24 protein-coding genes are annotated in these 23,989 nt (G+C 52.7%); 8 read left to right on the top strand and 16 right to left on the bottom strand.

The features are described from left to right. The first annotated feature begins 55 nt into the window (after positions 1 to 55). From ACF8OF_RS03115 to ACF8OF_RS03125, 3 genes are all read left to right on the top strand, one after another. On the top strand, positions 56 to 1,042 hold the full coding sequence (locus tag ACF8OF_RS03115; protein ID WP_349466483.1) for a hypothetical protein: 987 nt from the start codon (positions 56 to 58) through the stop codon (positions 1,040 to 1,042). Then, the gene (locus ACF8OF_RS03120; RefSeq protein WP_392495694.1) at positions 1,039 to 2,094 is read left to right on the top strand and encodes a hypothetical protein; all 1,056 of its coding nucleotides are present in this window, start codon (positions 1,039 to 1,041) and stop codon (positions 2,092 to 2,094) included. Before ACF8OF_RS03115 ends, ACF8OF_RS03120 begins: the two co-directional genes overlap by 4 nt. A gap of 82 nt (positions 2,095 to 2,176) precedes the next feature. Continuing rightward, entirely contained in the window at positions 2,177 to 2,656 is a 480-nt protein-coding gene (locus ACF8OF_RS03125) for a GNAT family N-acetyltransferase (protein WP_072872323.1), read from the top strand. Here ACF8OF_RS03125 and ACF8OF_RS03130 read toward each other — a convergent pair. Genes ACF8OF_RS03130 through ACF8OF_RS03140 form a run of 3 tightly spaced genes read right to left on the bottom strand, consistent with a single transcriptional unit; the run spans position 2,636 to position 5,924 of the window. Further along, positions 2,636 to 3,787, bottom strand: a complete 1,152-nt coding sequence (locus tag ACF8OF_RS03130; RefSeq protein ID WP_392495696.1) for a DUF4056 domain-containing protein — start codon at positions 3,785 to 3,787, stop codon at positions 2,636 to 2,638. The genes ACF8OF_RS03125 and ACF8OF_RS03130 overlap by 21 nt on opposite strands. Beyond that, the gene (locus tag ACF8OF_RS03135) at positions 3,787 to 4,929 is read right to left on the bottom strand and encodes a BamA/TamA family outer membrane protein (protein ID WP_279796126.1); all 1,143 of its coding nucleotides are present in this window, start codon (positions 4,927 to 4,929) and stop codon (positions 3,787 to 3,789) included. The genes ACF8OF_RS03130 and ACF8OF_RS03135 overlap by 1 nt, the downstream gene beginning before the upstream one ends. Beyond that, positions 4,929 to 5,924 (bottom strand): hypothetical protein, encoded by a 996-nt coding sequence (locus ACF8OF_RS03140; RefSeq protein ID WP_279796127.1) that lies wholly within the window; start codon positions 5,922 to 5,924, stop codon positions 4,929 to 4,931. The genes ACF8OF_RS03135 and ACF8OF_RS03140 overlap by 1 nt, the downstream gene beginning before the upstream one ends. 343 nt (positions 5,925 to 6,267) lie before the next feature. On the opposite strand from ACF8OF_RS03140, the gene ACF8OF_RS03145 reads away from it, so the two are divergent. Both ACF8OF_RS03145 and mutS read left to right on the top strand, forming a co-directional pair. Then, entirely contained in the window at positions 6,268 to 6,714 is a 447-nt protein-coding gene (locus ACF8OF_RS03145; protein ID WP_279796128.1) for a hypothetical protein, read from the top strand. 409 nt (positions 6,715 to 7,123) lie between these two features. Beyond that, positions 7,124 to 9,685, top strand: coding sequence for a DNA mismatch repair protein MutS (gene mutS / locus ACF8OF_RS03150; RefSeq protein ID WP_392495697.1), 2,562 nt, complete (start codon positions 7,124 to 7,126; stop codon positions 9,683 to 9,685). 92 nt (positions 9,686 to 9,777) lie between these two features. Here mutS and rpoS read toward each other — a convergent pair whose 3' ends face one another. From rpoS to surE, 4 genes are all read right to left on the bottom strand, one after another. Beyond that, positions 9,778 to 10,770, bottom strand: a complete 993-nt coding sequence (gene rpoS, locus ACF8OF_RS03155) for an RNA polymerase sigma factor RpoS (protein WP_279796130.1) — start codon at positions 10,768 to 10,770, stop codon at positions 9,778 to 9,780. A 49-nt stretch (positions 10,771 to 10,819) separates the two neighbouring features. Beyond that, a complete protein-coding gene (gene nlpD / locus ACF8OF_RS03160) occupies positions 10,820 to 11,938 on the bottom strand; it encodes a murein hydrolase activator NlpD (protein WP_262864390.1) in 1,119 nt (372 codons plus the stop codon). A 141-nt stretch (positions 11,939 to 12,079) separates the two neighbouring features. Next, positions 12,080 to 12,706: a protein-L-isoaspartate(D-aspartate) O-methyltransferase gene (locus ACF8OF_RS03165; RefSeq protein WP_274370376.1), complete on the bottom strand. Its 627-nt coding sequence runs from the start codon at positions 12,704 to 12,706 to the stop codon at positions 12,080 to 12,082. Then, a complete protein-coding gene (gene surE, locus ACF8OF_RS03170) occupies positions 12,703 to 13,464 on the bottom strand; it encodes a 5'/3'-nucleotidase SurE (RefSeq protein WP_392495698.1) in 762 nt (253 codons plus the stop codon). Before surE ends, ACF8OF_RS03165 begins: the two co-directional genes overlap by 4 nt. 165 nt (positions 13,465 to 13,629) lie before the next feature. On the opposite strand from surE, the gene ACF8OF_RS03175 reads away from it, so the two are divergent. Then, on the top strand, positions 13,630 to 14,025 hold the full coding sequence (locus ACF8OF_RS03175) for a DUF5329 domain-containing protein (RefSeq protein WP_279796132.1): 396 nt from the start codon (positions 13,630 to 13,632) through the stop codon (positions 14,023 to 14,025). 63 nt (positions 14,026 to 14,088) lie between these two features. Here ACF8OF_RS03175 and truD read toward each other — a convergent pair whose 3' ends face one another. The 5 genes from truD to ACF8OF_RS03200 all read right to left on the bottom strand — a co-directional run bounded on the left by truD (position 14,089) and on the right by ACF8OF_RS03200 (position 18,588). Beyond that, positions 14,089 to 15,135 (bottom strand): tRNA pseudouridine(13) synthase TruD, encoded by a 1,047-nt coding sequence (truD, locus tag ACF8OF_RS03180; RefSeq protein ID WP_279796133.1) that lies wholly within the window; start codon positions 15,133 to 15,135, stop codon positions 14,089 to 14,091. Beyond that, complete coding sequence (ispF, locus tag ACF8OF_RS03185) at positions 15,132 to 15,611, bottom strand: 2-C-methyl-D-erythritol 2,4-cyclodiphosphate synthase (protein ID WP_392495707.1); 480 nt, start codon at positions 15,609 to 15,611, stop codon at positions 15,132 to 15,134. Before ispF ends, truD begins: the two co-directional genes overlap by 4 nt. Then, positions 15,611 to 16,387 (bottom strand): 2-C-methyl-D-erythritol 4-phosphate cytidylyltransferase, encoded by a 777-nt coding sequence (ispD, locus tag ACF8OF_RS03190; RefSeq protein ID WP_392495708.1) that lies wholly within the window; start codon positions 16,385 to 16,387, stop codon positions 15,611 to 15,613. The genes ispF and ispD overlap by 1 nt, the downstream gene beginning before the upstream one ends. A 26-nt stretch (positions 16,388 to 16,413) precedes the next feature. Beyond that, entirely contained in the window at positions 16,414 to 16,728 is a 315-nt protein-coding gene (gene ftsB, locus ACF8OF_RS03195; RefSeq protein WP_262861416.1) for a cell division protein FtsB, read from the bottom strand. 81 nt (positions 16,729 to 16,809) lie between these two features. Beyond that, complete coding sequence (locus ACF8OF_RS03200) at positions 16,810 to 18,588, bottom strand: sulfite reductase flavoprotein subunit alpha (RefSeq protein ID WP_392495699.1); 1,779 nt, start codon at positions 18,586 to 18,588, stop codon at positions 16,810 to 16,812. A 198-nt stretch (positions 18,589 to 18,786) separates the two neighbouring features. Between ACF8OF_RS03200 and queD the strand changes: the two genes are divergently transcribed. Continuing rightward, complete coding sequence (gene queD, locus ACF8OF_RS03205) at positions 18,787 to 19,149, top strand: 6-carboxytetrahydropterin synthase QueD (protein WP_262883789.1); 363 nt, start codon at positions 18,787 to 18,789, stop codon at positions 19,147 to 19,149. Here queD and queE read toward each other — a convergent pair whose 3' ends face one another. Next, on the bottom strand, positions 19,150 to 19,821 hold the full coding sequence (gene queE, locus ACF8OF_RS03210; protein WP_279796141.1) for a 7-carboxy-7-deazaguanine synthase QueE: 672 nt from the start codon (positions 19,819 to 19,821) through the stop codon (positions 19,150 to 19,152). A 149-nt stretch (positions 19,822 to 19,970) separates the two neighbouring features. Here queE and ACF8OF_RS03215 point away from each other — a divergent pair, with 149 nt between their 5' ends. Then, complete coding sequence (locus ACF8OF_RS03215; RefSeq protein ID WP_262861420.1) at positions 19,971 to 21,332, top strand: amino acid permease; 1,362 nt, start codon at positions 19,971 to 19,973, stop codon at positions 21,330 to 21,332. A gap of 65 nt (positions 21,333 to 21,397) precedes the next feature. On the opposite strand, the gene ACF8OF_RS03220 is transcribed toward ACF8OF_RS03215, so the two are convergent. The 3 genes from ACF8OF_RS03220 to ACF8OF_RS03230 all read right to left on the bottom strand — a co-directional run bounded on the left by ACF8OF_RS03220 (position 21,398) and on the right by ACF8OF_RS03230 (position 23,922). After that, positions 21,398 to 21,793, bottom strand: a complete 396-nt coding sequence (locus tag ACF8OF_RS03220; protein WP_262883792.1) for a hypothetical protein — start codon at positions 21,791 to 21,793, stop codon at positions 21,398 to 21,400. 14 nt (positions 21,794 to 21,807) lie between these two features. Beyond that, entirely contained in the window at positions 21,808 to 22,995 is a 1,188-nt protein-coding gene (locus ACF8OF_RS03225; RefSeq protein WP_392495700.1) for an FAD/NAD(P)-binding oxidoreductase, read from the bottom strand. Between the two features lie 141 nt (positions 22,996 to 23,136). Further along, positions 23,137 to 23,922 carry an endonuclease/exonuclease/phosphatase family protein gene (locus tag ACF8OF_RS03230; RefSeq protein WP_392495702.1) on the bottom strand — a complete coding sequence of 262 codons (786 nt, stop codon included), beginning with the start codon at positions 23,920 to 23,922 and terminating at the stop codon, positions 23,137 to 23,139. Between the last annotated feature and the right edge of the window lie 67 nt (positions 23,923 to 23,989).

Below are 23,989 nucleotides of genomic sequence, written 5' to 3' on the forward strand. Positions count from 1 at the left end.
CATAACGAATACTTATATACTGACCCCGCCGTTTTTATCAGGACTATCAGGGGATATGATGCAAAAGGAAATTGTACAGCCGGTATCTGCGGACACCGGTGCGATTGAACAGTTCGCGGATAACCCGTCGCCCTGTGCGCCGCTGACGCCGTCAGCGGAGACCCGTTACCAGAAAGCGATGGAGCAGACTGACAATTATCACTGCCGTTATAATCCGTCCTATGCCCTGCTGGATAACGCAGAGCCCGCGCCGGTCATCCCTGCAGCATTGTTCCGCAGCGGGTGTCCGGCCACGCACACACATGCAGAATACGCGGAAACCATAAAACGGACGATGGCATCTGTTCTCCGGCTCAGCGGACTCACCGACACCCGTCCGGCGCGTTTCCTGCTGCTGACACCACCGCCGTCTTCCCCGCACAATGAATACGACACCCCGCCGTTCCCTGAACTGACGCAGTTTGCACCGGTAAAAGAGTGTGTTACCGCTGTTTTTGCGGATGGTCAGCCGAATACCGTGCTGGCCTGGGCGGTACTGATGGAATGGGCGCAGAAACCTGACCCGGTGTATCTCTTTGCCGCTGCACATCATGCCGCACAGTTAGCACAACACAGCCCGGCACCTTTTGCCCTGAAAGGGGATATCCGTATACTGAGCAGTCACGGTCAGAGCCGCTACCGCCGGATCATCACCGATAAGCTGCCGCAGACACTGCTGGCACCGTCCGTCACTATCCGTGAAATCTACCGTACACCGGCACACCCGCTACATTACATCAGTTGTCAGGAAGGGTATTTCCATATTCCGCAGTTTGCCCGCTTTACGCTGGTTGGTGAGAATGGCTATCCGGCAGCGGAAGGCAATACCGGTCTGTTACAGCTGAATACCCCGCTGCTCACACCGCTGCCCGCCCAGCGCCTGCTGACAACCGATATCTGTGAACAGGGCACCGGCTGTGCCTGCGGCAGCATGCTGCCCTGGATATATTTCCGGGGCAGTATCACGGCACGGGACGGCCTCAGCGGGGATGAAATAGGATGACAAACGCTATCAGTACGCGCATTGCCGCCATCAAAGAGCGCCTGTCGGCAATACTCAGCCGTAAACCGGTATTTTCCGCCGACCCGGCCACACACTCATTCTGTCAGATGCGTCTGCAGTGGCTGGCTGACACCCGCGCCATTGATACCGCTGCAGAACGCGCCCTCAGCGGCACACCATGGTATGCGGCAGAACGTGTGCTGATTATTGATAACGGCCATAACCCGCTGACCGCGGCGGAGCTGGTCATCGCTGCTTATATCACCGGTACCGCTGTCCGTATCCGAACCCGCAACCACAACGACTGGCTCACGATGCTGTGCGGACAGCCGGGTGCAGGCAATATCATCTGTGAATTTACCGATCCGGCGCAGAGTGAGACCGCGTTACTGCGTGATACTGATACCGTGGTGGTGACCGGAAGCGATGCCCTTCTCCGTCACTGGCGGAAAATCACCCCGCCGCATATCCGCCTGACCGAAAACGGGCCGAAGATCAGCGCAATGGCGATCAGCGGCTCGGATTTACCTGCCCCGGAACTGATCCTGTGGGATACCTGCCTGTTCTTCAGGGAAGTAAGCAACTCGCCGCGCTTTATTCTCCTCGACAGCCCGATGATGGCGGAACGGCTGTACAGCTCGCTGTCACAGGTGCTGGATGAACTGCCCCGTTTACCGCAGCATATCCGTTTACTGCAGATGGTGAAAGCACGGGAGCTGACACTGCGTCATGTGCTGGCACCGGATTTCCGGCCGCCGGTTTACAGTGCGGTGTCCGGCTGGGGGCTGACATTACAGAGGAAATTTGAACCGGCACACTGGCTGCCATACGGCTTTAATCTGATCGCCGGTGATCCGGCAGAGCACCTGAAACTGGCGGCAAAACAGTGGCCCGGTCAGTTACAGACGCTGGGCTGCCACGGCCGCCCGGATCTGCTGCCGCTCAGGGCATCGCGCTTTTTACGTCACTGTAATACCGGACAGATGCACAATCCGCCGTTCAGCTTTTCCGCGCTGATAACCCCGGTACAAAATGACATCCGCCTGCGGTGAAATAACACACCGCCGGCTTACGCAGGCTGACATTTGATCTGCTATTATTATTCGTCTCAGCAAAATCACGGATTTGATCGTTATGACCACAGAAGCACCCGTTTTTTTACTCGCCCCGCCTCAGCGTGATGAAGCGGAGTATCTGACCCGTCTGTGCCTGCGCTCAAAACAGCACTGGGGATATGATGAAACCTTTATGGCGACCTGCCGGGATGAACTGACCATTACCTCCGCTGATTTTGACCGTTCACGGCTGATGACTGCACGGATCAACGGCAAAATCGCCGGTGTTGTGCAGCTGACCATCAACCGCCAGGAAGAGAACGGAAAACTTTCCAAACTTTTTGTGCATCCGGATTATTTACATCAGGGGATCGGCAGCGCGCTGTATCAGTGGGCGGTTTCCTCCGCCCGGACACAGTGTATCAGCGCCCTTCTGGTGGATGCGGACCCGAATGCGGAGGCATTTTATATCCGCCAAGGAGCTATCCGTATCGGGGAAACGCCGTCGGAATCCCTGCCCGGCCGGGTTCTCCCGCTGTTACTGATTTCGCTGCACTGACACCGGCGCTGTTTTTTTATCCTCAGCCGCCGCATGCGCTGTCAGTGCCGGAAAATCCGCTTCGGTAAACGGCAGTGCGGTCACCGGCAGATTTCCGGGAGAGTTTGTCCGCCATAATTCAAAGGACGCCAAATCCGCCAGAGACCAGCCCCGGTAATGCTGAGGCAGCGCCAGCCGCATCTCGGCAGCAGTTTCCTGCGGCGGCTGTGACGGCAGCCGGTCATCACTCACACGGTAATCACGGCGCAGCACCAGAAACTTCTCCGGTACCCGCTGCCGCTTATCCCACCAGAGCCCGTCAATACTGTCAAACATCTGCCGGGTGACGGCGGCGGGCTGTGCATCCAGTTGTGCCAGCGCCTGCGGGAGGATACCGTCCATTCCGCGGTTAAAATCAGCGACTGATCCGCCATGCCCCTGTAACAGCAATGTGATGGCAAGGCGTGCCCCCAGCAGGTTGGAATAGAGATCTTCCGGGGTAAATGCCGAGATTTCCTCAGAAAAACCGGGAACAGAATGATAACCGTACCACTGGGCGATTTCATGCCATGCCGCCAGGCGAAACGCGAGCCGTGCCGCCAGATACACACTCAGGGTATAGCGCTCTGCCGGATCCGGCGGCGGGGTAAAACGGCGGAACTGAATACGGCGGGAAGACAGTTCATCCGACAGCGTCAGCATCCGGGCTTCACCGAGGTGCGGATAGATTTGCGTGAACAGGTAATATGTGTAATCAGCGGTATCCCGCACATGGGCAATATCAATAAATCCGCCGTGGCGGGAATAGATGATCCCGAGGTTTTCATTACTCAGGCCGATAACGTCTGCCACGCCAAACCAAAAGCTGTCATTGTAAACATGCTCCCCCAAATCACCGGCGGTCAGCACATTACCGATGGTGTAAAACGGCACCGGGAACGGCCCCAGCTTTGCCCGCAGATCATAGCCGAATGCGCAGCAGGGACGCAGCCCGTCAGGCGCACTCACCTCATCTGCAACCGGAAATGCCTGAGCTGCCATTTCCGTGGTTTGCGGAGAAAGATCGGCGCGGATAACCGGCACATCCGCCATCCGGCTCTGACAGCCGGATAACAGCACCATCATGACAATTGCGCTGATAAATACCCGCATCAGAAGGCTTCCCCGACCTGGAAATAAAAACCGCTGCTCTGTTTTCCGACACCAAAATCGAGCCGCACATTCATCCGTGGTTTAAATTCAAAACGATACCCCACACCCACGTTCGGCAGCCAGTGACCGCCGCCGAGATGACGCGCACTCTCACTCATCGTCCCGCCGCCGGCCCAGAGCACAATACCGTGCCGCCAGTCCAGCTTGCGCCGGTATTCCACCTGTGAGGCAAAGACATGATTATCCTGATAGCGTCCATCGTAATACCCGCGCATCTGCCGTCCGTTACCCAGCCGGGAGTACTGATCCCACGGCACATCTCCGGATGCAAAGCGCGCGTAGTTATCAAATGCCAGTACCGTTTTGTCATCCAGCGGATAATAATAGTTGTACTGAATCTCGGTGGTATTAAACCGCGTATCACTGCCGAGTGACGGCGCATACCAGGTATAACGCAGATCCAGCGCCTGCCCCTGACGGGCATTCGGCAGGAAGTCCCGGCTGTCATAACTGAAGGTGGCGCTGACCCCGGAACTGACCGCATGCCGGTCATAGTCATGCTCATCCATATAGCGGCTGAACGGTTTATCCGGCGAGGCAGCATTCAGTGTGCTGAAATCCCAGCCTACCCCCAGATAGGTATCATCCGCCACACGGCGCAGCAGTGACGGCGTCAGCCGCAATTGCTGTGACTTATATTCACCGAAATGATCACTGACGCGCCCGGCCTGATACCCTTTTCCCCAGTAATCCGTCGGCACGTTATTAATTGTGCCGCTGAGATAAAAGCGCCAGTTATCCTTATCCAGATAGGTGTAATTATTCAGATTAAGCCCGAACGCCCCGGTTGAGGAGGCAAAACCACTGAGGGATAAAGTGGATATTTTACTGTCAGGATCACTATCCGCCTGATACATACCGACCAGCGCCACCCCGACACCCAATTCCAGTTCAGGGGTATAAAACGGGCCGGGTAATACCCCCCAATCGACGGTTTTGCTGCGGTCAAACTGATTATTACTGCCCAGTCCGGACAGTGCATCATCAATGTATTCCCTGGAAGGTAAATAACCGGCGTTTGCTGTGTGAACCGCCGCCAGACCGGCAAATGCCAGCCCGGCGGCGCAATAACGACATATCATTAAAAACGGAACTCTCCGGAAATAAAGAAACTGTTACGGTTATTAAAACCCACTTCGGAAGTGATATTAAAATTGCGGGTCACTTCTAACCGGGCACCCACCAGATTGCTCCATTTATGAGCAAGATGCTGCTCAACATCAAATTTCATTCCCGGATCATCCAGCGCATCCACAAAGTCCTGAAATTGTCCCGGTAAGCTCAGTCCACTGATATCCCCTTTAAACCGCTGAGTAATATCCTGATACATGGCCCCGGTCCAGACCTGTAATTTAGTGTTCCCCTGCCCGGCAATTAACGGTGAAAAGACAAATTCATAACCGACCCGCGGAGAAATCACCAGTGCTTTAATATCGCCGTCAAGGATATCCAGATTGGTTTTGGTATAATTAAGATCAACGGTGCCGAAAAACTGATTATATCCGCCGGCCAGCGTCATACCGGCACCATAAGTTTTACCTTCGAAATCCAAGTCGAACGGCTGTCCTTCCAGGAATTCCAGCGGCAATTTTGTAAACCCGAGATCAAAGGCACCGCCATTCAGCATAGTGTGGGATTTACCTTTGGTTTTACCGTATAAGCCATATACGTTCATAAACGGAAAAATCCAGGAATCCACTTTCAGCATATGGGTTTCACTTTTTTCCCGGGTATGACCCGCATCGACTGATAATGCACTCGCTGTCTCGGGGTTTTTCGGCATAATAAACCCGATTTTATCCACAACAATATCCTGCCGCAGATTCATATAGTTATAACCGACACCAAAAGGTTCGGGAAGATCATAACCGCGGGCGCGGGCCTCATCACCCCAGATAGGCAGAATACGGGATTTGGATTCAGAAGGACGGGTAGCATCAGGAGAGCCATCATCATTTTGTGCCGAACCGCCGGACTGACTGACACTTAGCGACAGAGTCGGGCCGTCAGCATAAGAAAAAGCGCTCAGGCTCAGAGAGCCGGTAATAATCAGAGTGTGAAGTATCGGGCGTAACATAATATAAGCCGGTTTCGTTTAATTAAATGGTGATGAATTCTAACGGCTAATTTTGATAAATTCCGGACTTTACGTGCGATAATAAGCAATAATGGCTATGCACGTAACGTTACTATTTACAATTATTACAATAAATTACCGTTATTATATGGCGGATACTTAAAGAGGATATAATTTATACAGAGAACAGTATTTCCCGCATAATAATACGCTATACTTTATTTTAGATTTCATAATTTGAATAATAAGATCATTAACTTTCAATATTGCTGACATCATGCTATTTGCTTATAACTATAAACACACCACATCGGAGTGTAATTAATATCAAAGGAGTAACATTATGGCTCGTAAAATAAAATTAACGATGGTTGAAAAAGGTGAGTTAGGTCATATTTATCCACAAACTGTCTCTTATAATGTTGGTAAGAAAAATTTCTTTCTGGTGGAAGATGAGCAGGGTAATTATCTGATCAAGCCTATTTATGAAAACGGCACTCTGGGTGAAAATATCGTCAGTAAAAACTTCGGATGTTACTATGATATTATTCAGTCAGCTTATGATGATGTTACTGCAACGACTTATCTTTGCTGCGTTGACTTAGATGGTAAAACCATGCAGGTTTATTTAACCACAACGCTCGGACTGGTCAGCATATTTGAATTTGACTATGTTGTCGATGATCGTAAAACATTTAACTTCTTCTTTATCGGCGGGCATCTTTATTTTTATCAGAGTGGTGAAGATGCAAACGGTAAATACACGATAACCTCTATTCGTATAAATTAAAAAAACCACATATCATTTAGTAATATTTATTGAATTTAACCGGATCGTATTATAATAAAATACAACTCGTTGCTCCGGATATTTATTTAACATTTAAAATACAATTCAATATGCTATTTTAAATTCACAGCAGTATCTGATTGTATAAATCTGACGTGATTGTTCAGGGAACAGAACAACACGGAATGAGGAAGCCGCGTAAACGTATATTGCGCGGCTTTTCGCGTGATCTGCTCATCTTCCCCCGGTTTTGCGATCTTCCTCCACGCTTTTCAATAATTCACCGCAGTGCGGGAAGGAATCCTCTCTTTCATCATAATCTGTGTTATTTTAGGCACATTAATGAAGACAATCCCGGTAACGGGCAGTTGATAAACCGCAATTCTTTCAGAGTGTTAACAGAATTCTTATGACTGACAACCAAAACGTTGATTCCCATACACCCATGATGCAGCAGTACTTCCGGCTCAAGGCACAACATCCGGATATTCTGATGTTTTACCGGATGGGTGACTTCTATGAGCTGTTCTTTGATGATGCCAAACGGGCAGCACAGTTACTGGATATTTCACTGACCAAACGCGGTCAGACCGCCGGTCAGCCGATCCCGATGGCCGGTGTCCCGCACCATGCGGTTGAAGGATACCTGGCAAAACTGGTTCAGCTCGGGGAATCTGTTGCTATCTGTGAGCAAATCGGCGATCCGGCCACCAGCAAAGGCCCGGTGGAGCGTAAAGTGATCCGTATCGTCACACCGGGAACGGTCAGTGACGAAGCCCTGTTACAGGAGCGCCAGGATAACCTGCTCGCTGCGGTCTGGCAGGATGCGCGCGGGTTTGGTTACGCGACTCTGGATATCACATCCGGCCGTTTCCGTATCCTCCAGTTAGAGGATAAAGACGCGATGGCGGCGGAATTGCAGCGTACCCGTCCGGCTGAGCTGCTCTATCCGGAAGATATGGCGGATTTCGCCATTATTCAGAATCAGAAAGGGCTGCGCCGCCGTCCGTTGTGGGAATTTGAACTGGAAACCGCCCGTCAGCAGCTGACATTACAATTCGGCACCCGGGATTTGCACGGCTTCGGTGTGGAAAATGCCCCGCTGGCCTTACAGGCTGCCGGGTGTCTGCTGCAATATGTTAAAGATACCCAGCGCACCTCACTGCCGCATATCCGCAGTGTGACCCTGGAAAACCTTCAGGAAAATGTCATTCTGGATGCCGCCACGCGCCGCAATCTGGAAATTACCCAGAACCTCAGCGGTGGTACTGAAAATACGCTTTCCTCCGTACTGGATCTGTGCGTGACCCCGATGGGCAGCCGGATGCTCAAACGCTGGCTGCACTCCCCGCTGCGTGACAGAGCGGTGCTCGCCAACCGCCAGCAGGCCATTGCCGCGCTGATGACAATCAGCCCGGATTTACAGCCTGTTCTGCGCCAGATAGGCGATCTCGAACGGGTGCTGGCACGACTGGCACTGCGTACCGCCCGCCCGCGTGATCTGGCGCGGATGCGTCACGCCTTTTCACAATATCCGGCTATTCAGGCGCAGCTGAGTGCGGTATCTGATCCGTATATTCAGACACTGCAACAGCGTATCGGACAGTTTGATGAATTACAGTCTCTGCTGGAGCGGGCCGTTGTTGAAGCACCGCCGGTACTGGTGCGCGACGGCGGTGTGATTGCCCCTGGCTACAATGAAGAGCTGGATGAGTGGCGCGCCCTGGCGGATGGCGCCAGTGATTATCTCGACAAACTGGAAATCCGCGAACGGGAAAAACTCGGTATCGATACACTGAAAGTCGGGTTTAATGGTGTCCACGGCTACTATATTCAGGTCAGCCGCGGACAAAGCCACCTGGTACCGATCCATTACGTCCGCCGCCAGACCCTGAAAAACGCCGAGCGCTACATCATTCCGGAACTGAAAGAGTATGAAGATAAAGTTCTGACCTCCAAGAGCAAAGCACTGGCGATTGAAAAAGCCCTTTATGATGAGCTGTTTGATCTGCTGCTGCCGCACCTGGAAGCACTTCAGCGCAGTTCAGACACCCTGGCGGAACTGGATGTACTCACCAACCTGGCTGAACGCGCGGAAACGCTCAATTACACCTGTCCGCAACTGACGGATAAAGTCGGTATTCAGATCACCGGCGGTCGTCACCCGGTTGTCGAACATGTTCTGACAGAGCCGTTTATCGCTAACCCGCTGGCAATGTCACCACAGCGCCGCCTGCTGATCATCACCGGCCCGAACATGGGCGGTAAGAGTACCTATATGCGGCAGACCGCGCTTATCGCACTGCTTGCGTATATCGGCAGCTTTGTGCCGGCGGAAAATGCGGTTATCGGCCCGGTCGATCGGATTTTCACCCGTGTCGGGGCATCGGATGATCTGGCGTCCGGCCGCTCCACCTTTATGGTGGAAATGACCGAAACCGCCAATATCCTGCATAACGCCACGGAACAGAGCCTGGTACTGATGGATGAAATCGGGCGCGGCACATCCACCTATGATGGTTTATCGCTGGCCTGGGCCTGTGCGGAAAGCCTGGCAAACCGCATCAAAGCACTGACACTGTTCGCCACCCACTATTTTGAGCTGACCACGCTGCCGGATAAACTGGAAGGTGTCGCCAATATCCATCTGGATGCGGTCGAGCACGGTGATACTATCGCCTTTATGCACAGCGTGCAGGACGGTGCTGCCAGCAAAAGTTACGGCCTCGCGGTTGCACTGCTCGCCGGAGTGCCGCGTGATGTGATTAAACGCGCGAAGCAGAAACTGCGCGAGCTGGAATCACTGTCACTGAATGCAACGGCAAGCCATGTGGAAACACCGCAAATGAATCTGCTGGATGCGCCGGAGGAAGCCGCACCGGCACTGGATGCACTGGCGGGGATTAACCCGGATTCACTGACACCGCGTCAGGCGCTGGACTGGCTCTACCGCCTGAAAGAGATGCTCTGACAACCGGACAAAAGAAAAAGGGGGAAAATTTATTCCCCCTTTTGCATGCATCATATTTATAACTGCGCTGAGAACGCTGTTTTACGGATCACTCAGTTAAACAGTGAATTCTCACACAACCCGTGGTTATGCAGGATATCTTTCAGGCGGCGTAAACCTTCCACCTGAATCTGCCGCACACGTTCGCGGGTCAGACCAATCTCGCGTCCGACATCTTCCAGCGTCTCCGCCTCATAGCCCAGCAAACCAAAACGGCGCGCCAGTACTTCCCGCTGCTTCGGATTCAGTTCATACAGCCATTTCACAATGCTCTGCTGCATGTTGTTATCCTGCAGCCGGTTTTCCGGTGTGACATCATTTTCATCAGACAGAATATCCAGCAGTGCTTTGTCGGAATCCGCCCCCACCGGGATATCCACGGAGGTGATGCGCTCATTCAGACGCAGCATACGGCTGACATCATCTACCGGTTTATCCAGCTGTTCGGCAATTTCTTCCGCTGTCGGTTCATGATCCAGCTTTTGTGCCAGTTCACGGGCGGTACGCAGATAAACATTCAGTTCTTTGACAATATGAATCGGAAGACGGATGGTGCGGGTCTGGTTCATGATAGCCCGTTCAATCGTCTGACGGATCCACCATGTGGCATAGGTAGAAAAACGGAAGCCTTTCTCGGGATCAAATTTCTCCACCGCGCGGATCAGCCCGAGGTTGCCCTCTTCGATCAGATCAAGCAGCGCCAGCCCCCGGTTACTGTAGCGGCGGGAAATTTTAACCACCAGACGGAGGTTACTTTCAATCATACGCTGGCGCGCTGCGGTATCACCCCGCAGGGCGCGCCGTGCAAAAAAGACTTCTTCTTCTGCGCTGAGCAGCGGTGAAAAGCCTATCTCACCAAGATAAAGCTGAGTAGCATCCAGGACACGCTGGCTGACACTCTGCACGAACTCAATGTCCGGGCCGGGATCGTCAGATTCACTTTCCTCTGCCAGCTGTTTCTCATCAAACAGCTCTTCATCTTCATTCTGCCCGGCGGCAAAATCTTCGTCGTATAACTCGTTAGCGTTCAGTGGATTACGGCTCATCAGCTTGCTCCTACCCCGATAATTCAGGCAGAACACGCTGTTCTGCCGTTTATCGCTGCGGTAAGTACTGCAGCGGGTTGACTGATTTTCCCTTGTAACGAATTTCAAAATGTAATCTGACAGATGTGGTTCCGCTGCTGCCCATCGTGGCAATTTTCTGACCCGCTGCGACGTCCTGCTGATCTTTAACCAGGATGGAATCGTTATGCGCGTAGGCTGTCAGGAAATCATCATTGTGCTTGATGATGACCAGATTGCCGTAGCCGCGTAACGCGTTACCGGTATACACCACTTTACCCGGCGCTGAAGCAAAAACAGGCTGTCCACGTGTACCACCGATATCAATACCCCGGTTACCGCTGGTAGGTCCTGTGTAGTTGGAAATGACTTTGCCTTCCGCTGGCCAGCCCCATTTAAAGGAACCACTATTTACGGCGGCAGGCGCGCTGGTTGTTGTTGCCGGTGCGGTAACGGCGGCCGTTGTTGCTGCTGTGGCAGCGGCAGTGCCGTTATTCGCTTTTGCCTGTGCGGTGACCTGAGATGAGAGCATCTTACCGCCGGCCGGTTTAGCGCCTGCTGATTCAGAATACGCATTAGTTGGTTGAGAATCAACCACCCTGTTTTGCGGAGTATTCCTATTTGTCGCGACCTGAGTTCCGCTGCTGACCGGTGCAACATTACCACCGCCATTGCCTAACCGGATCACCTGCCCTTCGTTCAGGCTGTACGGTTCAGGAATATTATTCTGTGCTGCCAGTTCACGGAAGTCAGATCCTGAGATATAGGCAATATAAAATAAGGTATCACCGCGCTGAACCGTATAGGTATTTCCGTTGTAGCTGCCTTTCGGGATCGCATCATAATTACGGTTGTACTGAATCCGGCCACTGTTGCCGGTCTGCACACCGGCAGAACGCGGCTGCTGCACACTCCGGCTGACCGGTTGTGTGTTATTGGCAGAACTGAGCTGAGGACGTACCGGCATCGGTGTCGACACAGATGAGTTGTTATTATCATTACCTGCTGTCATTACCGGTGCACTGCTGCTCTCTTCCACACTGCTGATTGGTGCGGCATGATACGGCGTTGAGCACCCGGCCAGAACTGTGCTCATCAGTGACCCAATTGCAACCCATCGTATTGTTTTCATAGGGTTTCTTGAGTTCATATTCCTTCTCCCGAAACTGGAAATAGTGCGAAAACGGACAATCAGAAAGTCACCACGCAGCCGCAGACCGCATGGCAGGATTGTATTATTAAAACAGATACTAAGCGAAATGAAAAAGTCTTGTTACCAAAATAGCCATTTTTATCCCAGATCCCCGTGAACCAGGGGAACAAACCGGACAGTTCCGATCGATTGGGTATGAAAGTCATTGCCCCGGCGGCGGATCAGTTTGAGCATCTGCTGCTGTTCCCCCACCGGTATCACCATCCGGCCGTTATCCGCCAGCTGGCTGAGCAGCGCGGGGGGGATATCGCTGGCGGCAGCGGTGACAATAATACCGTCAAACGGACCACGGGACGACCAGCCCTCCCAGCCGTCACCGTGACGGGTGGAAATATTATGCAGATCAAGCTGTTTAAAACGGCGTTTGGCATGCCATTGTAACCCTTTCACCCGCTCAACAGAGTAAACATGCGCCGCCAGGTGTGCAAGGATCGCCGTCTGATAGCCGGATCCGGTGCCAATCTCCAGCACATGCGCCTGCGGAGCCGGTTCCAGCAGTTCTGTCATTTTCGCCACCATAAACGGCTGAGAGATAGTCTGACCGCAGCCAATCGGCAGCGCGGTGTTGTCGTAAGCTTTGTGTGTCAGCGCCTCATCGACAAAATTCTCCCGCGGGACAGCCGCCATCGCCTGTAACAGACGTTCATCGCGGATCCCGGCCTGACGTAACTGTGTCATCAGATCCTGTACCACCCGGCGGATCATTCCTGTATCACCCCTGCTTTTTGTAACCAGTCTTCTAATTTGTCCTGCACACTGTAGGCGGTCAGATCAACATGCAGCGGCGTGACAGAGACATAACCTTCATCCACCGCCGCAAAATCGGTATCCGGGCCGGTGTCCAGTTTCTCCCCCGGAGGACCGAGCCAGTACAGCGGATTCCCTTTCGGATCCATCTGCGTATAAACCACATCCGGTGCCCGGCGCGTTCCGCAGCGGGTCACTTTCATTCCTTTTATCTCACTGAGCGGGATATCCGGCACATTCACGTTCAGAATATTACCGGCCCGCAGCGGCACCTGCTGTAACATAGTCAGCAGACGGCAGGTAATTTCTGCCGCCGTATCATAATAGGTTTCGCCGTTCAGGGAGACCGCAATTGCCGGTAATCCCAGGTGACGACCTTCCATTGCCGCCGCAACCGTACCGGAGTAAATCACATCATCCCCGAGGTTCGGGCCGCAGTTAATACCGGAAACCACAATTTCCGGACGCGGGCGCATCAGCAGATTAGCACCGATATAAACGCAATCCGTCGGCGTGCCTTCCACCAGCGCAATATCGCCGTTCTCGTGAACCACCGTACGCAGCGGGCGATCGAGTGTCAGCGCGTTGGATGCCCCGCTGCGGTTGCGATCCGGAGCAACCACCTGCACATGGTAAGTACGCCGCAGCGCCTCAGATAATGTCCGGATCCCCGGCGCACTGACGCCATCATCATTACTCACCAGAATTCTCAGCACAACGGTATCCTTTTTTGTCAGCAGCAGCGCATTTATCACGTTAAAAAACTATTTTATCAAGTTAGCCGCGATAAAAAAGGGTTATAACAGATTTAGTCTGATTGCTTTTTTCATATTCACCTGCATGATACTGCTATTATTATTTATCACCGAAAGGATTTCTGCATGGCTATCTGCCGGCGAATTACCGCAACCCTGTTCACCGCACTGGCTGCCGGACTGCTTCTGGTCTCAGAGGCATTTGCGCTGTCACCTCAGGAAGAGACCAGAGTGGAGAATCTGCTGACTGCCGTCGGGAAGCAGGAACAGCTGACTTTTATCCGCAACGGCAGTGAGCATAATGCCGCCGACGCGGAATCACATCTGCGCCTGAAATTAAGCAAAACGAAAAAACGTCTGAGCACCGCAGAACAGTTTGTGGATAAAGTGGCATCCGGCTCCTCCATCAGCGGTAAACCGTATCAGGTGAAACTGCCGGGCAAAGATCCGGTGGATGCAAAAATTTATCTGACAGCGTTACTGGCAGAAACAGACAAGGCCACCGCAGCAAAAGCTAAATAAAAAACGGAACAAAAAAGGGGCGGAAATTATTCCGCCCCTTTTTTATGTTAATCAGTCAGTTGATTATTCACTGAATTCCGCGGCCTGATCCGCTTCCAGCTCAATAATTTCGCGGATAACACTGGTGGCGAAACTGCCGGCCGGCAGGAAAAAGGACAAACGAACGGTTTCATCATCCATCCATTCAGATGTGAAATGTTCCGGATACAGCATCAGCGCACGACGGGCATTATCTGCCCCCTCTGTCGCCGCCAGTTGCCACAGAGACTGCCATGGTGCCAGCTGTTCCGTTTCAAACGCCAGTGCCGCATCCTGAGAGCCCAAATCGCCCTTACCCGGTAACGGCGCTGTAATGCGCAGTTCACGGTTATCCAGACGCTGCTGCACATCCGCCAGTTCATCCGCCTGAACCGCAAACCAGCTGCCGCGACCGGCGAGTTGTACCGCATCACCTTGCAATACGGTTGCCTGAAGATGTTGTGTCAGACGGGCATCTGCCACCGCGTTAAACATGGCACTGCGGGCGGCAGAAAGATAAAAACCGCGTTTGCTGCGATCTTTTACACTGATTTCACCGTCAGCCCAGCGCCGGGCGAAATACAGATTCTGACCGTTGCGTCCGAAACGCTGCTCACCGAAATAATTCGGCACCCCGGACTGTGCAATCTGCTGCAGACGCTGTTCTGTCGCGGCGCGATCGCTGATCCGGCGCAGCACAATAGTAAACTGATTACCTTTCAGCGCGCCGATCCGCAATTTGCGTTTCTGGCGGTTAACTGCCAGCACTTCGCAGCCTTCAAGCTGCATCTGTGTGAAATCGGGTGTTTCTTTTCCCGGCATCTGCAGACAAAACCACTGTTCGGTGACCGCATGACGATCTTTCAGCCCGGCGTAGCTGACAGCACGGGCGGCGATTTTCGCGAATTTCGCCAGTTCTTCCGCCACAAACCGCGTGTTACAGCCGGTTTTACGGATACGGACCATCACATGTTCGCCGTCGCCGTCCGGTTCAAACCCCAAATCCTCCTGCACCAGAAAATCTTCCGGCTGTGCTTTCAGCACGCCGGTGGCTGCCGGTTTACCGTGGAAATAGCTGACCGGGAGACTCATGCTTCAACCTTCACAAGCAGCGCCACCGCCTCACAGGCGATCCCCTCTTTGCGGCCGGTGAAACCCAGTTTTTCGGTGGTAGTGGCTTTCACATTGATATCATCCATATGACACTGCAAATCTTCCGCCAGATTTACACGCATCTGCGGGATATGCGGCTGCATTTTCGGTGCCTGGGCAATAATGGTGACATCCAGATTACCCAGTCTGTAGCCCTTTTCCTGAATACGGCGGAATGCCTCACGCAACAGCACACGACTGTCCGCGCCTTTATAGGCAGGATCAGTATCCGGGAATAATTTACCGATATCCCCCAGCGCCGCCGCACCCAGCAATGCATCAGTCGCCGCATGCAGCGCGACATCACCGTCGGAATGCGCCAGTAATCCCTGTTCGTAAGGAATGCGGACGCCCGCAATCACAATCGGGCCTTCGCCGCCGAAGGCATGAACATCAAAACCGTGTCCGATTCTCATCATGTTGTCTGTTCCTTATTGTTATTGGACAGGTAGAACCCGGCAAGTGCGAGATCTTCCGGCTGTGTGACTTTAATATTATCCGCGCGGCCGGGCACCAGCAGAGGCTGATAGCCGCAAAACTCCAGTGCGGACGCTTCATCGGTGATCACGGCCTGCTGAGACAGCGCCTGTTGCAGACAGGTACGCAGCAGATGAAGCGGGAAAAATTGCGGGGTCAGGGCATGCCACAACTGTGTGCGCTCAACAGTATGATCAATACCGGTATACCCGGCAGATGCCACACCCCGCTTCATGGTATCGCGTACCGGTGAGGCCAGAATCGCCCCCTGCACGCGGTTATCTGTCTGTGTGTCTGACATCACGGCCAGCAGCCGGTTCAGATCCGCAAGTTGCAGACAAGGACGCGCAGCATCATGCACCAGCACCCAGCTGTTTTCCGGGGTATGCTCCGCCAGATAATCGAGACCCGCCAGAACAGAATCCGCCCGCTCACCACCGCCGGTAACAGTGCGGATGCGGGGATGTCGTGCGACCGGTAATGTACTGAACACCGTATCCTGCGGATGCAGCGCCACCACCACCTGTGTGATACGCGGGTGTTCCAGCAGAATAGCGAGGGTATGTTCCAGAATGGTTTTTCCGGCAATTGTCAGGTATTGCTTGGGGCATTCGCACTGCATGCGGGTACCGGTACCGGCAGCCGGGATCAGCGCGGTGACCAGAGCATCATCAGAAATACCGGATAACTCCGGTGCCGGTTGTGCGCCGGTCATTGCGGAAGAAAGTAGTGTCATAGCGGTTAGTTACTGCGACTTTGTGACTGCGCGTTCTGCTGTGTCCGTTTTTCGGACAGGATACGGTAAAAGCTTTCACCGGGCTTGATCATGCCTAATTCACTGCGGCCGCGCTCTTCGATAGCCTCGAGCCCGTCATTCAGATCGCCGATCTCAGCAAATAACTGTTCGTTACGGGCTTTGAGCTTCGCATTTACCTGTTCTGATGCAACAACATCTTCACTGACCTGTACATAGTCGTGAATACCGTTTTTCCCTAACCACAATGAATATTGCAGCCAGCCCAGAATAACTAAAAGTAATAGCGTCAGTTTGCCCATCACCGCCCCCGAAAAGATCGGCTAATCTTCCCATAAGATCGGCGCAGATGCTACTGTTCCGTCCGTTATTCAGACAGAAGATCAGTAAACATCCCGCTGATAACGTTTCGCTGTCCGTAATCCGTTCAGAAAAACCTGAGCCTCTTCTGCGGACATCGCCCCTTCACTGCGGATAATCTCCAGTAATGCGGTATCCGTGTCTTTTGCCATCCGGAAAGCATCCCCGCACACATAAATGTATGCGCCCTGCGCCAGCCAGCGCCAGACGGTTTCCCGCATTTCAGACAGCTTATCCTGCACATAAATCTTTTGCGGCTGATCCCGCGACCAGGCGGTTGTCAGTTGCGTCAGCACGCCCTGACGCACAAAGTCTGTCAGCTCTGCCTCATACAGAAAATCACTTTTTTCATGCGGATTGCCGGTAATCAGCCAGTTTTTTCCGCCGGATTGCTGAGCCGCCCGCTGCTGAAGAAAAGCGCGGAACGGTGCAATACCGGTGCCCGGCCCTATCATAATCACCGGTTTTTCCGGGTCATCCGGCAGGCGAAAGTGATCATTATGCTCAATAAAACAGGCAACCGTATCCCCGGGCTGTAACTGATGCGTCAGGTAACGGGTTGCCGCACCGTAGCGGGTGCGCCCGTCCGTCTGGTATTCCACCACCCCGGCGGTCAGATGCACCTCATCCGGCGAGACCAGCGGCGACGAGGAGATAGAATAAAGGCGCGGCATCAGCGGCGGCAGGCAATCCACCCAGGCCTGTGCGGAGGTTTGCACGGCAAACTCACGAACCATATCCGCCACCGGTCTGCGCTGTGCATACGCCGTCAGCTGCTGCGGATCCGCAATCATATCCAGCAGTTCCGGCGCGTTACTGAGGCGGGCGTAAGCTGCCACAACCGGTGCGCTGTTGATGGTCAGCTCACACTGCGTCAGCAGGGCTTCACGCAGTGAATACGATTTTCCTTTCAGCGTGACGCGCTCAGTGCCGTCAAACCAAAGCAGTCCCAGCAGCTCACTGACCAGCTCCGGGCTGTTTTCCGGATACACACCCAACGCATCACCGGTCTGATACCGCAACCCGGTGCCGCGGATATCCAGGGCAATCTGACAGACATGCTTTTCCGACTCCTCTGCCGTCAGGCGCACAGCGCGACGCAAAACCGCAGACTGTGGTTTATCACGCCGGTGCGGCTGTGAATCAATCTGCACCACGGCATTGTGAGCCAAACGGCTGAGCCTCTCCGCATCTGCCGGCGGTGTCAGGTTCAGCAGCTCAGGGAGTAACTGAGAGATCCAGTTATCTGCAGTGGCCTGATAATCACTGTCCGCCTCGGCACGCGGCAGGATCCGCAGCGCCCCGAGGGCATGCAGGCGGTTATCAAAATGCTTTCCGGCCAGACAAAACTGCGGATACGCCCGGTTGCCCAGCGCCAGCACCGCATAACGGGTTTCTGTCAGCAACGGTGCCTGAACAGAATGAAGAAAATGGAACAGCGGCAGGGCTTCTTCCGGTGCGTCTCCATCCCCGGTGGTGGCACAGATAAGCACCACCAGCGGGGATTCCGGAAATCCGGAAAGAGAGAGATCCCCGGCATTTACCAGACGCACGGCCCGCTGCGCACTGAACAGCTGATCCCGCAGGGATTCCGCCACCCGCCGGGCGTTACCGGTCTGGGATGCCGCAATCAGCAGAATATCGGCCGGTTCCTGTCCCGCCGCAGACGGCATTGCCGCTGCCCGTTCACGGCACCAGGCCGACAACCAGTTCAGCTGTTGCGGTGTCAGTGTATTAAGTAAGGGTTGCAGGTGCTGCCAGTCAGGCGCGGCGAGCGGAGAGGTTGAGGTCGGCGATGTCATAGTAAACCCGGTAAATGAGTGTATCCGTTATTATTCTGACGTTCCAACATAGAGAAAAGCACCGGTTTTGTCGATGGAAAATCACCGGATACTTCTGTTATTAATTCGTCACTTTGCTGTTTTTTGGTAACATTTTCACTGAATATTGCGTAAAATGACGCTTTTATTACGCCATACCGTCATTATCCGGAGAGAGTTATGAGCACCACGATTTTTAAAGAGTTCCAGTTTGAAGCCGCCCACCGCCTGCCGCATGTCCCGGAAGGCCATAAATGCGGGCGTCTGCACGGGCATTCCTTTCTCGTCCGTCTGGAGCTGAGTGGTGAGGTGGATGCACATACCGGCTGGCTGATCGACTTTGCTGAGGTCAAACAGGCGTTTAAACCGATTTATGACCGTCTGGATCATCACTATCTCAATGAGATCCCGGGGCTGGAAAACCCGACCAGTGAAGTGCTGGCACAGTGGATCTGGCAGCAGACCAAACCGCTGCTGCCGATGCTGAGTGCCGTACTGGTCAAAGAGACCTGTACCGCAGGTTGTATTTACCGCGGTGAATAATCAGGCAATATTAAGATATTTGTGAGTCTGCATCGAGAAACGCCAGTTACGCGCGATGCAGGTCTCAATGCAGAGCGCAGTGGCAGCCGGTTTCTGACTGATCGGCTGCAACGCCACCACCGGCTGTTTACCCCCCGGCAGTTTCGCCAGCAGTAAATCCAGTTCATCAATATCCCGCTGCCGCCCGACCGGATGTTTGACTTCATCAGCCCGCAGCAGTGAAGGCGTCAGTACATCATAACCCCCGCGCATATTCACTTTCGGGGATATTGTCACCCAGGTTTTCTCACTGCACTGCACCGGTTGTGTGCCGCTGGTTTCAATCTGGCACTGATAACCCCGCGCTTCCAGCGCTGCCGTCAGCGGCCGCAAATCGTATAAGCACGGTTCACCGCCGGTGATCACCACATGCCGGGCCGTATAACCTTTCGCCTCAAACTGCATAATAATGCTGTCTGCATTCAGAGAAGCCCAGTGGTCGTCCTCCTCTGTTTTATTCATCATGTCTTCTGCTGAACAGGCTTTTTCCGGCAGCTGTTCCCAGGTATGTTTGGTATCGCACCAGCTGCACCCGACCGGACAGCGCTGTAAGCGGACAAAAATGGCCGGAACGCCGGTAAAAACCCCTTCGCCCTGCAATGTCTGAAATATTTCGTTAATAGGGTATTGCATCACTCATTTGTTCCTTACGTTTAGAACCGTATTATTGCAGATAATTATCCCGTCAGCATGACTCTTTATGTTAAAGTACCGGGTTGACTCTGACCGCGTTTCACATCAGTAAAAACGCTGCTCATCACGACAGCGACAGGATTAAATACATGAAAGAAAATAATACGGCGCTACGACGGGGGCTTACAGGGCGGCACATCCGCTTTATGGCTCTCGGATCGGCGATAGGCACCGGCCTGTTTTACGGCTCGGCAGCCTCTATTGAGCAGGCGGGTCCTGCTGTTCTGCTGGCCTACCTTATCGGGGGTGCGGCAGTCTTTATGGTGATGCGTGCGCTGGGCGAAATGGCAGTCCACCATCCGGTACCGGGTTCATTTTCACAATATGCCAGCCATTATATGGGGCCGCTTGCCGGGTTTCTCACCGGCTGGAACTATGTTTTTGAAATGCTGATTGTCTGTCTCGCGGACGTCACCGCCTTCGGCTTCTATATGAAGCTCTGGTTCCCGGATGTCGATCAGTGGATCTGGGTGCTGGGGATCGTGTGTTTCATTGGCGCGCTGAATTTATGTCACGTGAAGATATTCGGTGAGATGGAGTTCTGGCTCTCGATTGTCAAAGTCACCGCGATTATCGCCATGATTGTCGGCGGCGCGGCGATTATGCTGTTCGGCTTCGGCCAGGAAACCGCACATCCTACCGGTATCAGTAACTTATGGGAATTCGGCGGCTTTATGCCGAACGGAATAAGCGGGGTGATAGCCTCACTGGCCATTGTGATGTTCGCCTTCGGCGGTATTGAAGTTATCGGCATCACCGCCAGTGAAGCACAGAACCCGGAAAAAACCATTCCGAAAGCGATCAACGCAGTACCGCTGCGTATTCTGCTGTTCTATGTGCTGACACTGTTTATCCTGATGTGTATCTTCCCGTGGAACCAGATCGGCCATAACGGCAGCCCGTTTGTGCAGATTTTCGAGAAACTGAATATCTCTTACGCGGCCAATATTCTGAACCTGGTCGTGATCACTGCCGCCGTCTCTGCGATTAACAGTGATATCTTCGGCGCAGGCCGGATGATGTACGGCATGGCGCAGGAAGGTCAGGCACCGAAGTCCTTTATGAAGCTCACCAAAAACGGTGTACCGTGGATGACGGTTCTGGTGATGAGTGCAGTTCTGCTGATCGGTGTGGTTCTGAACTACCTGATCCCGGAAAAAATCTTCATTATTATCGCCTCTATCGCTACCTTCGCGACCGTCTGGGTCTGGCTGATGATCCTGTTATCACAAGTGGCAATGCGCCGGAAGATGAAACCGGAAGAGGTCAAAACCCTGAAATTCCCGGTACCAATGTGGCCGGTGGCACCCGCTCTGACCATCGCCTTTATGGTCTTTGTGATTGCGCTGCTGGGTTACTTCCCGGATACACGTGTGGCACTGATGGTGGGAATTGCCTGGGTGGTCATTCTGACTGTCGGTTATTTTGCCGGTGTGAAAAAACGGGTATAGACAGCTCACTGTTCTGAAAACACGAAACCGGGTGAATACAACACCCGGTTTTTTTATGTCCGGTATCAGGGTTCGCTATCGATACGCTGAATACGGGAGCCCATAATCTGTAACGTTCTGAGTACCATATTAATGCCTTTGAGCGTGTCCTGATCTTTCAGTAATTTATAGGTATTGCGGAAATTGTACTTTTCATCACTGTACATCATTTCCATTTTGGCCTTGTTCAGCGCCAGCCCGCTTTCCCACAATAATGCGATACCCGACTCCGTATTATCCGCCAGTTTATTGACCTCATTCTTGCCGATAATATCGACCAGATCCGAGACCAGCGACAGCAGATCGATCACATTGTCAAAGCGGTTCAGCTGCATTAACACCGCCAGTTTTTCCGCTGTCTCTGCGGATAATTCGGGTTTTGGTGCAGCAGCGTGTTCATTCATCTGTTCTGTTGCAGACATTGCAGTTTCCTCCGTTATACCAGACCGCGAACGGTTGACCAGTAGAGCCCGCGGTTAAAACCGGTGCGCAGCAGACCGCCCAGTTTTGTTGCCGGTGTCGGTAACACATCATGCTTATAATCATACTGGAGCGGCATCCCCGCATTCAGTCCCATCTGCGCGACCGCCTGAACCCGTCCGTCATAAATGGCGGTGGTATAGCCAAAACGCATCTCGCCGATAATGTTATCCACCACGACGGTTGACTGGTTATGACAACTGCCCGCTGCTTTACTGATCGGCAGATCCACAGTATCCCCGAGGACATACACATTTTTCAGCCCGTACACCTGCAACGTTTCCGGATCTGTCGGCAGCCAGCCCTCTTCCGGGTCGCCGTCGGATAATCCGGTATTGCGTACCGATTCCACCGCAGAAATCGGCGGCGTACCTATCAGCAGATCAAACGGCTGCTCTTCCCCCTCTTTGGAGTAGGCAATTTTCTTTTCCGGGCAGACTCGCTCCAGGGTAAAACCGCGCTGAGCCTGAATATTGCGCTCCTGAAAGACCGCCGGCAGAACTTCACAAACATCTTTCTGCATAAACAGGCAGTTACGCAATAACTGAGACACGGTCGGATAGGTATAAACAATTTCGATATCCTGGCGGACACGGCGCTGACGGAAATAATCATCCAGCATCAGCGTGGTTTCCATCGGTGCGATACCGCACTGGTGAGGAACGTTCGGGGTATTCGGGAAAGAAACGGTAATAAAAATCCGGCCTTTTTCGAATTTTGCCAGCTTTTCAGCCAGCTGGCGGGCAGGTTGATACTGATAGAAATGGTCGGCGGCTTCTTTCATTCCGGAGATCCGATCGGGTCTCGGCTGGCAACCGGTCGCGATCACCAGATAGTCATATTCGTATTTGGTTCCGCTTTTTCCCTGCAGCATCTGTGATGCAAAATCAAAATGCTCCACACGATCATGAATAAACTGAATTTCGGGACGAAGCAGAGAGCGTTGTGACTTCCGTAATTCTTCTTTCAGATACAGATTAAAGGCCACATACATAAACGCAGGTTTATAATAGTGCCATTCACTGTCTGAAATCAGGACAACTTCCACTTTCTTCTGATAAATATCATTTAACAGCTTTCTGGTCAGAATATTTGCGACCATCGTGCCGCCGGCACCGCCACCAACAATAACAATACGCTGCATTTAGTTTCTCCGTTTAATTATTTAACATTAAAATTAAATAAATAACACATAACATCAACACAGAGTTAACTATAGCAGTTAGTTAATCACTACTGTTTATATAATTTATATTTATATATTATTTTTTTGATACAAGCCGAATTATTGAAATTCGGCAATCAAAGGATGGTGATCCGACGCATCTGTCTGCATAACATCCGATAAAACCAGCTTAAATCCGCGATAAAACAGATAATCCAGCGGGTGACCAAATGCTTTGGTACGGATATCATGCGGAAACAGCACTTCTTTCAACCCCTGAGCGCGGGCAAAACGTTTCAGGGCATTCATTCGCTGTCTGCTCCAGGCATTAAAATCACCGCCGAGGATCACCGGCCCGATATGGCAGCGGATCTGAGAGCCAACCGTATTCAATTGACGCCGGTAAACATCCACACCAAAACTGAAATTAATAGCATGGACATTAATTACCATCAGCTGACGCCCGTCCGGCAGTGGATATACCGTGACTAATGCCGATTTCGGCAGGCGCAATAAGGGTTCTTTCTGCTGCAACGGACAGCAATAGATTGGATGAGACGTTGCCAGTGTCATTACACCGGAAGGATGCTGCTGAAAATGCAGCGCAGGAACCTGATCAGCAACCAGCTGATGTTTTCCGGCCAGGCTGACCAGCTCAGGAGAAGGTTGTGCTTCCTGAAGCAGCGCCAGTTGGGTGTCATGCAGAATACGATCAAGGGCTTTGCGCCAGTCAGGACGCTGTTGCTTATAGATATTCCAGACCACAACGCGGATAGTTTGCTCCGGTGCAGATAATGGTAAACCAACCGGTAATCCGTTACCCAGCATGTCAGCCGACATGGGACGGATTTGTCGTGCCGGATGCCCTGCGACATACCGGACAGACCAGTTTTTTTTCTCTTTCAACGATGACCCCGATACTGTTTGCTTCTGCCCGTCACTATCTTAGCAAACTTTGATTCATGCTATCCGG

Origin of the sequence: Morganella sp. TYF_1 (assembly GCF_043105645.1) — a bacterium.
GTDB lineage: Bacteria > Pseudomonadota > Gammaproteobacteria > Enterobacterales > Enterobacteriaceae > Morganella > Morganella morganii_B.

Excerpts from the sequence above, each read along its gene's own strand:
- ACF8OF_RS03115 (WP_349466483.1), top strand. The coding sequence starts at position 56 with ATGATGCAAAAGGAAATTGTACAGCCGGTATCTGCGGACACCGGTGCG.
- ACF8OF_RS03120 (WP_392495694.1), top strand. The coding sequence starts at position 1,039 with ATGACAAACGCTATCAGTACGCGCATTGCCGCCATCAAAGAGCGCCTG.
- ACF8OF_RS03125 (WP_072872323.1), top strand. The coding sequence starts at position 2,177 with ATGACCACAGAAGCACCCGTTTTTTTACTCGCCCCGCCTCAGCGTGAT.
- ACF8OF_RS03130 (WP_392495696.1), bottom strand. The coding sequence starts at position 3,787 with ATGCGGGTATTTATCAGCGCAATTGTCATGATGGTGCTGTTATCCGGC.
- ACF8OF_RS03135 (WP_279796126.1), bottom strand. The coding sequence starts at position 4,929 with ATGATATGTCGTTATTGCGCCGCCGGGCTGGCATTTGCCGGTCTGGCG.
- ACF8OF_RS03140 (WP_279796127.1), bottom strand. The coding sequence starts at position 5,924 with ATGTTACGCCCGATACTTCACACTCTGATTATTACCGGCTCTCTGAGC.
- ACF8OF_RS03145 (WP_279796128.1), top strand. The coding sequence starts at position 6,268 with ATGGCTCGTAAAATAAAATTAACGATGGTTGAAAAAGGTGAGTTAGGT.
- mutS (WP_392495697.1), top strand. The coding sequence starts at position 7,124 with ATGACTGACAACCAAAACGTTGATTCCCATACACCCATGATGCAGCAG.
- rpoS (WP_279796130.1), bottom strand. The coding sequence starts at position 10,770 with ATGAGCCGTAATCCACTGAACGCTAACGAGTTATACGACGAAGATTTT.
- nlpD (WP_262864390.1), bottom strand. The coding sequence starts at position 11,938 with ATGAACTCAAGAAACCCTATGAAAACAATACGATGGGTTGCAATTGGG.
- ACF8OF_RS03165 (WP_274370376.1), bottom strand. The coding sequence starts at position 12,706 with ATGATCCGCCGGGTGGTACAGGATCTGATGACACAGTTACGTCAGGCC.
- ACF8OF_RS03175 (WP_279796132.1), top strand. The coding sequence starts at position 13,630 with ATGGCTATCTGCCGGCGAATTACCGCAACCCTGTTCACCGCACTGGCT.
- truD (WP_279796133.1), bottom strand. The coding sequence starts at position 15,135 with ATGAGTCTCCCGGTCAGCTATTTCCACGGTAAACCGGCAGCCACCGGC.
- ispF (WP_392495707.1), bottom strand. The coding sequence starts at position 15,611 with ATGAGAATCGGACACGGTTTTGATGTTCATGCCTTCGGCGGCGAAGGC.
- ispD (WP_392495708.1), bottom strand. The coding sequence starts at position 16,387 with ATGACCGGCGCACAACCGGCACCGGAGTTATCCGGTATTTCTGATGAT.
- ftsB (WP_262861416.1), bottom strand. The coding sequence starts at position 16,728 with ATGGGCAAACTGACGCTATTACTTTTAGTTATTCTGGGCTGGCTGCAA.
- ACF8OF_RS03200 (WP_392495699.1), bottom strand. The coding sequence starts at position 18,588 with ATGACATCGCCGACCTCAACCTCTCCGCTCGCCGCGCCTGACTGGCAG.
- queD (WP_262883789.1), top strand. The coding sequence starts at position 18,787 with ATGAGCACCACGATTTTTAAAGAGTTCCAGTTTGAAGCCGCCCACCGC.
- queE (WP_279796141.1), bottom strand. The coding sequence starts at position 19,821 with ATGCAATACCCTATTAACGAAATATTTCAGACATTGCAGGGCGAAGGG.
- ACF8OF_RS03215 (WP_262861420.1), top strand. The coding sequence starts at position 19,971 with ATGAAAGAAAATAATACGGCGCTACGACGGGGGCTTACAGGGCGGCAC.
- ACF8OF_RS03220 (WP_262883792.1), bottom strand. The coding sequence starts at position 21,793 with ATGTCTGCAACAGAACAGATGAATGAACACGCTGCTGCACCAAAACCC.
- ACF8OF_RS03225 (WP_392495700.1), bottom strand. The coding sequence starts at position 22,995 with ATGCAGCGTATTGTTATTGTTGGTGGCGGTGCCGGCGGCACGATGGTC.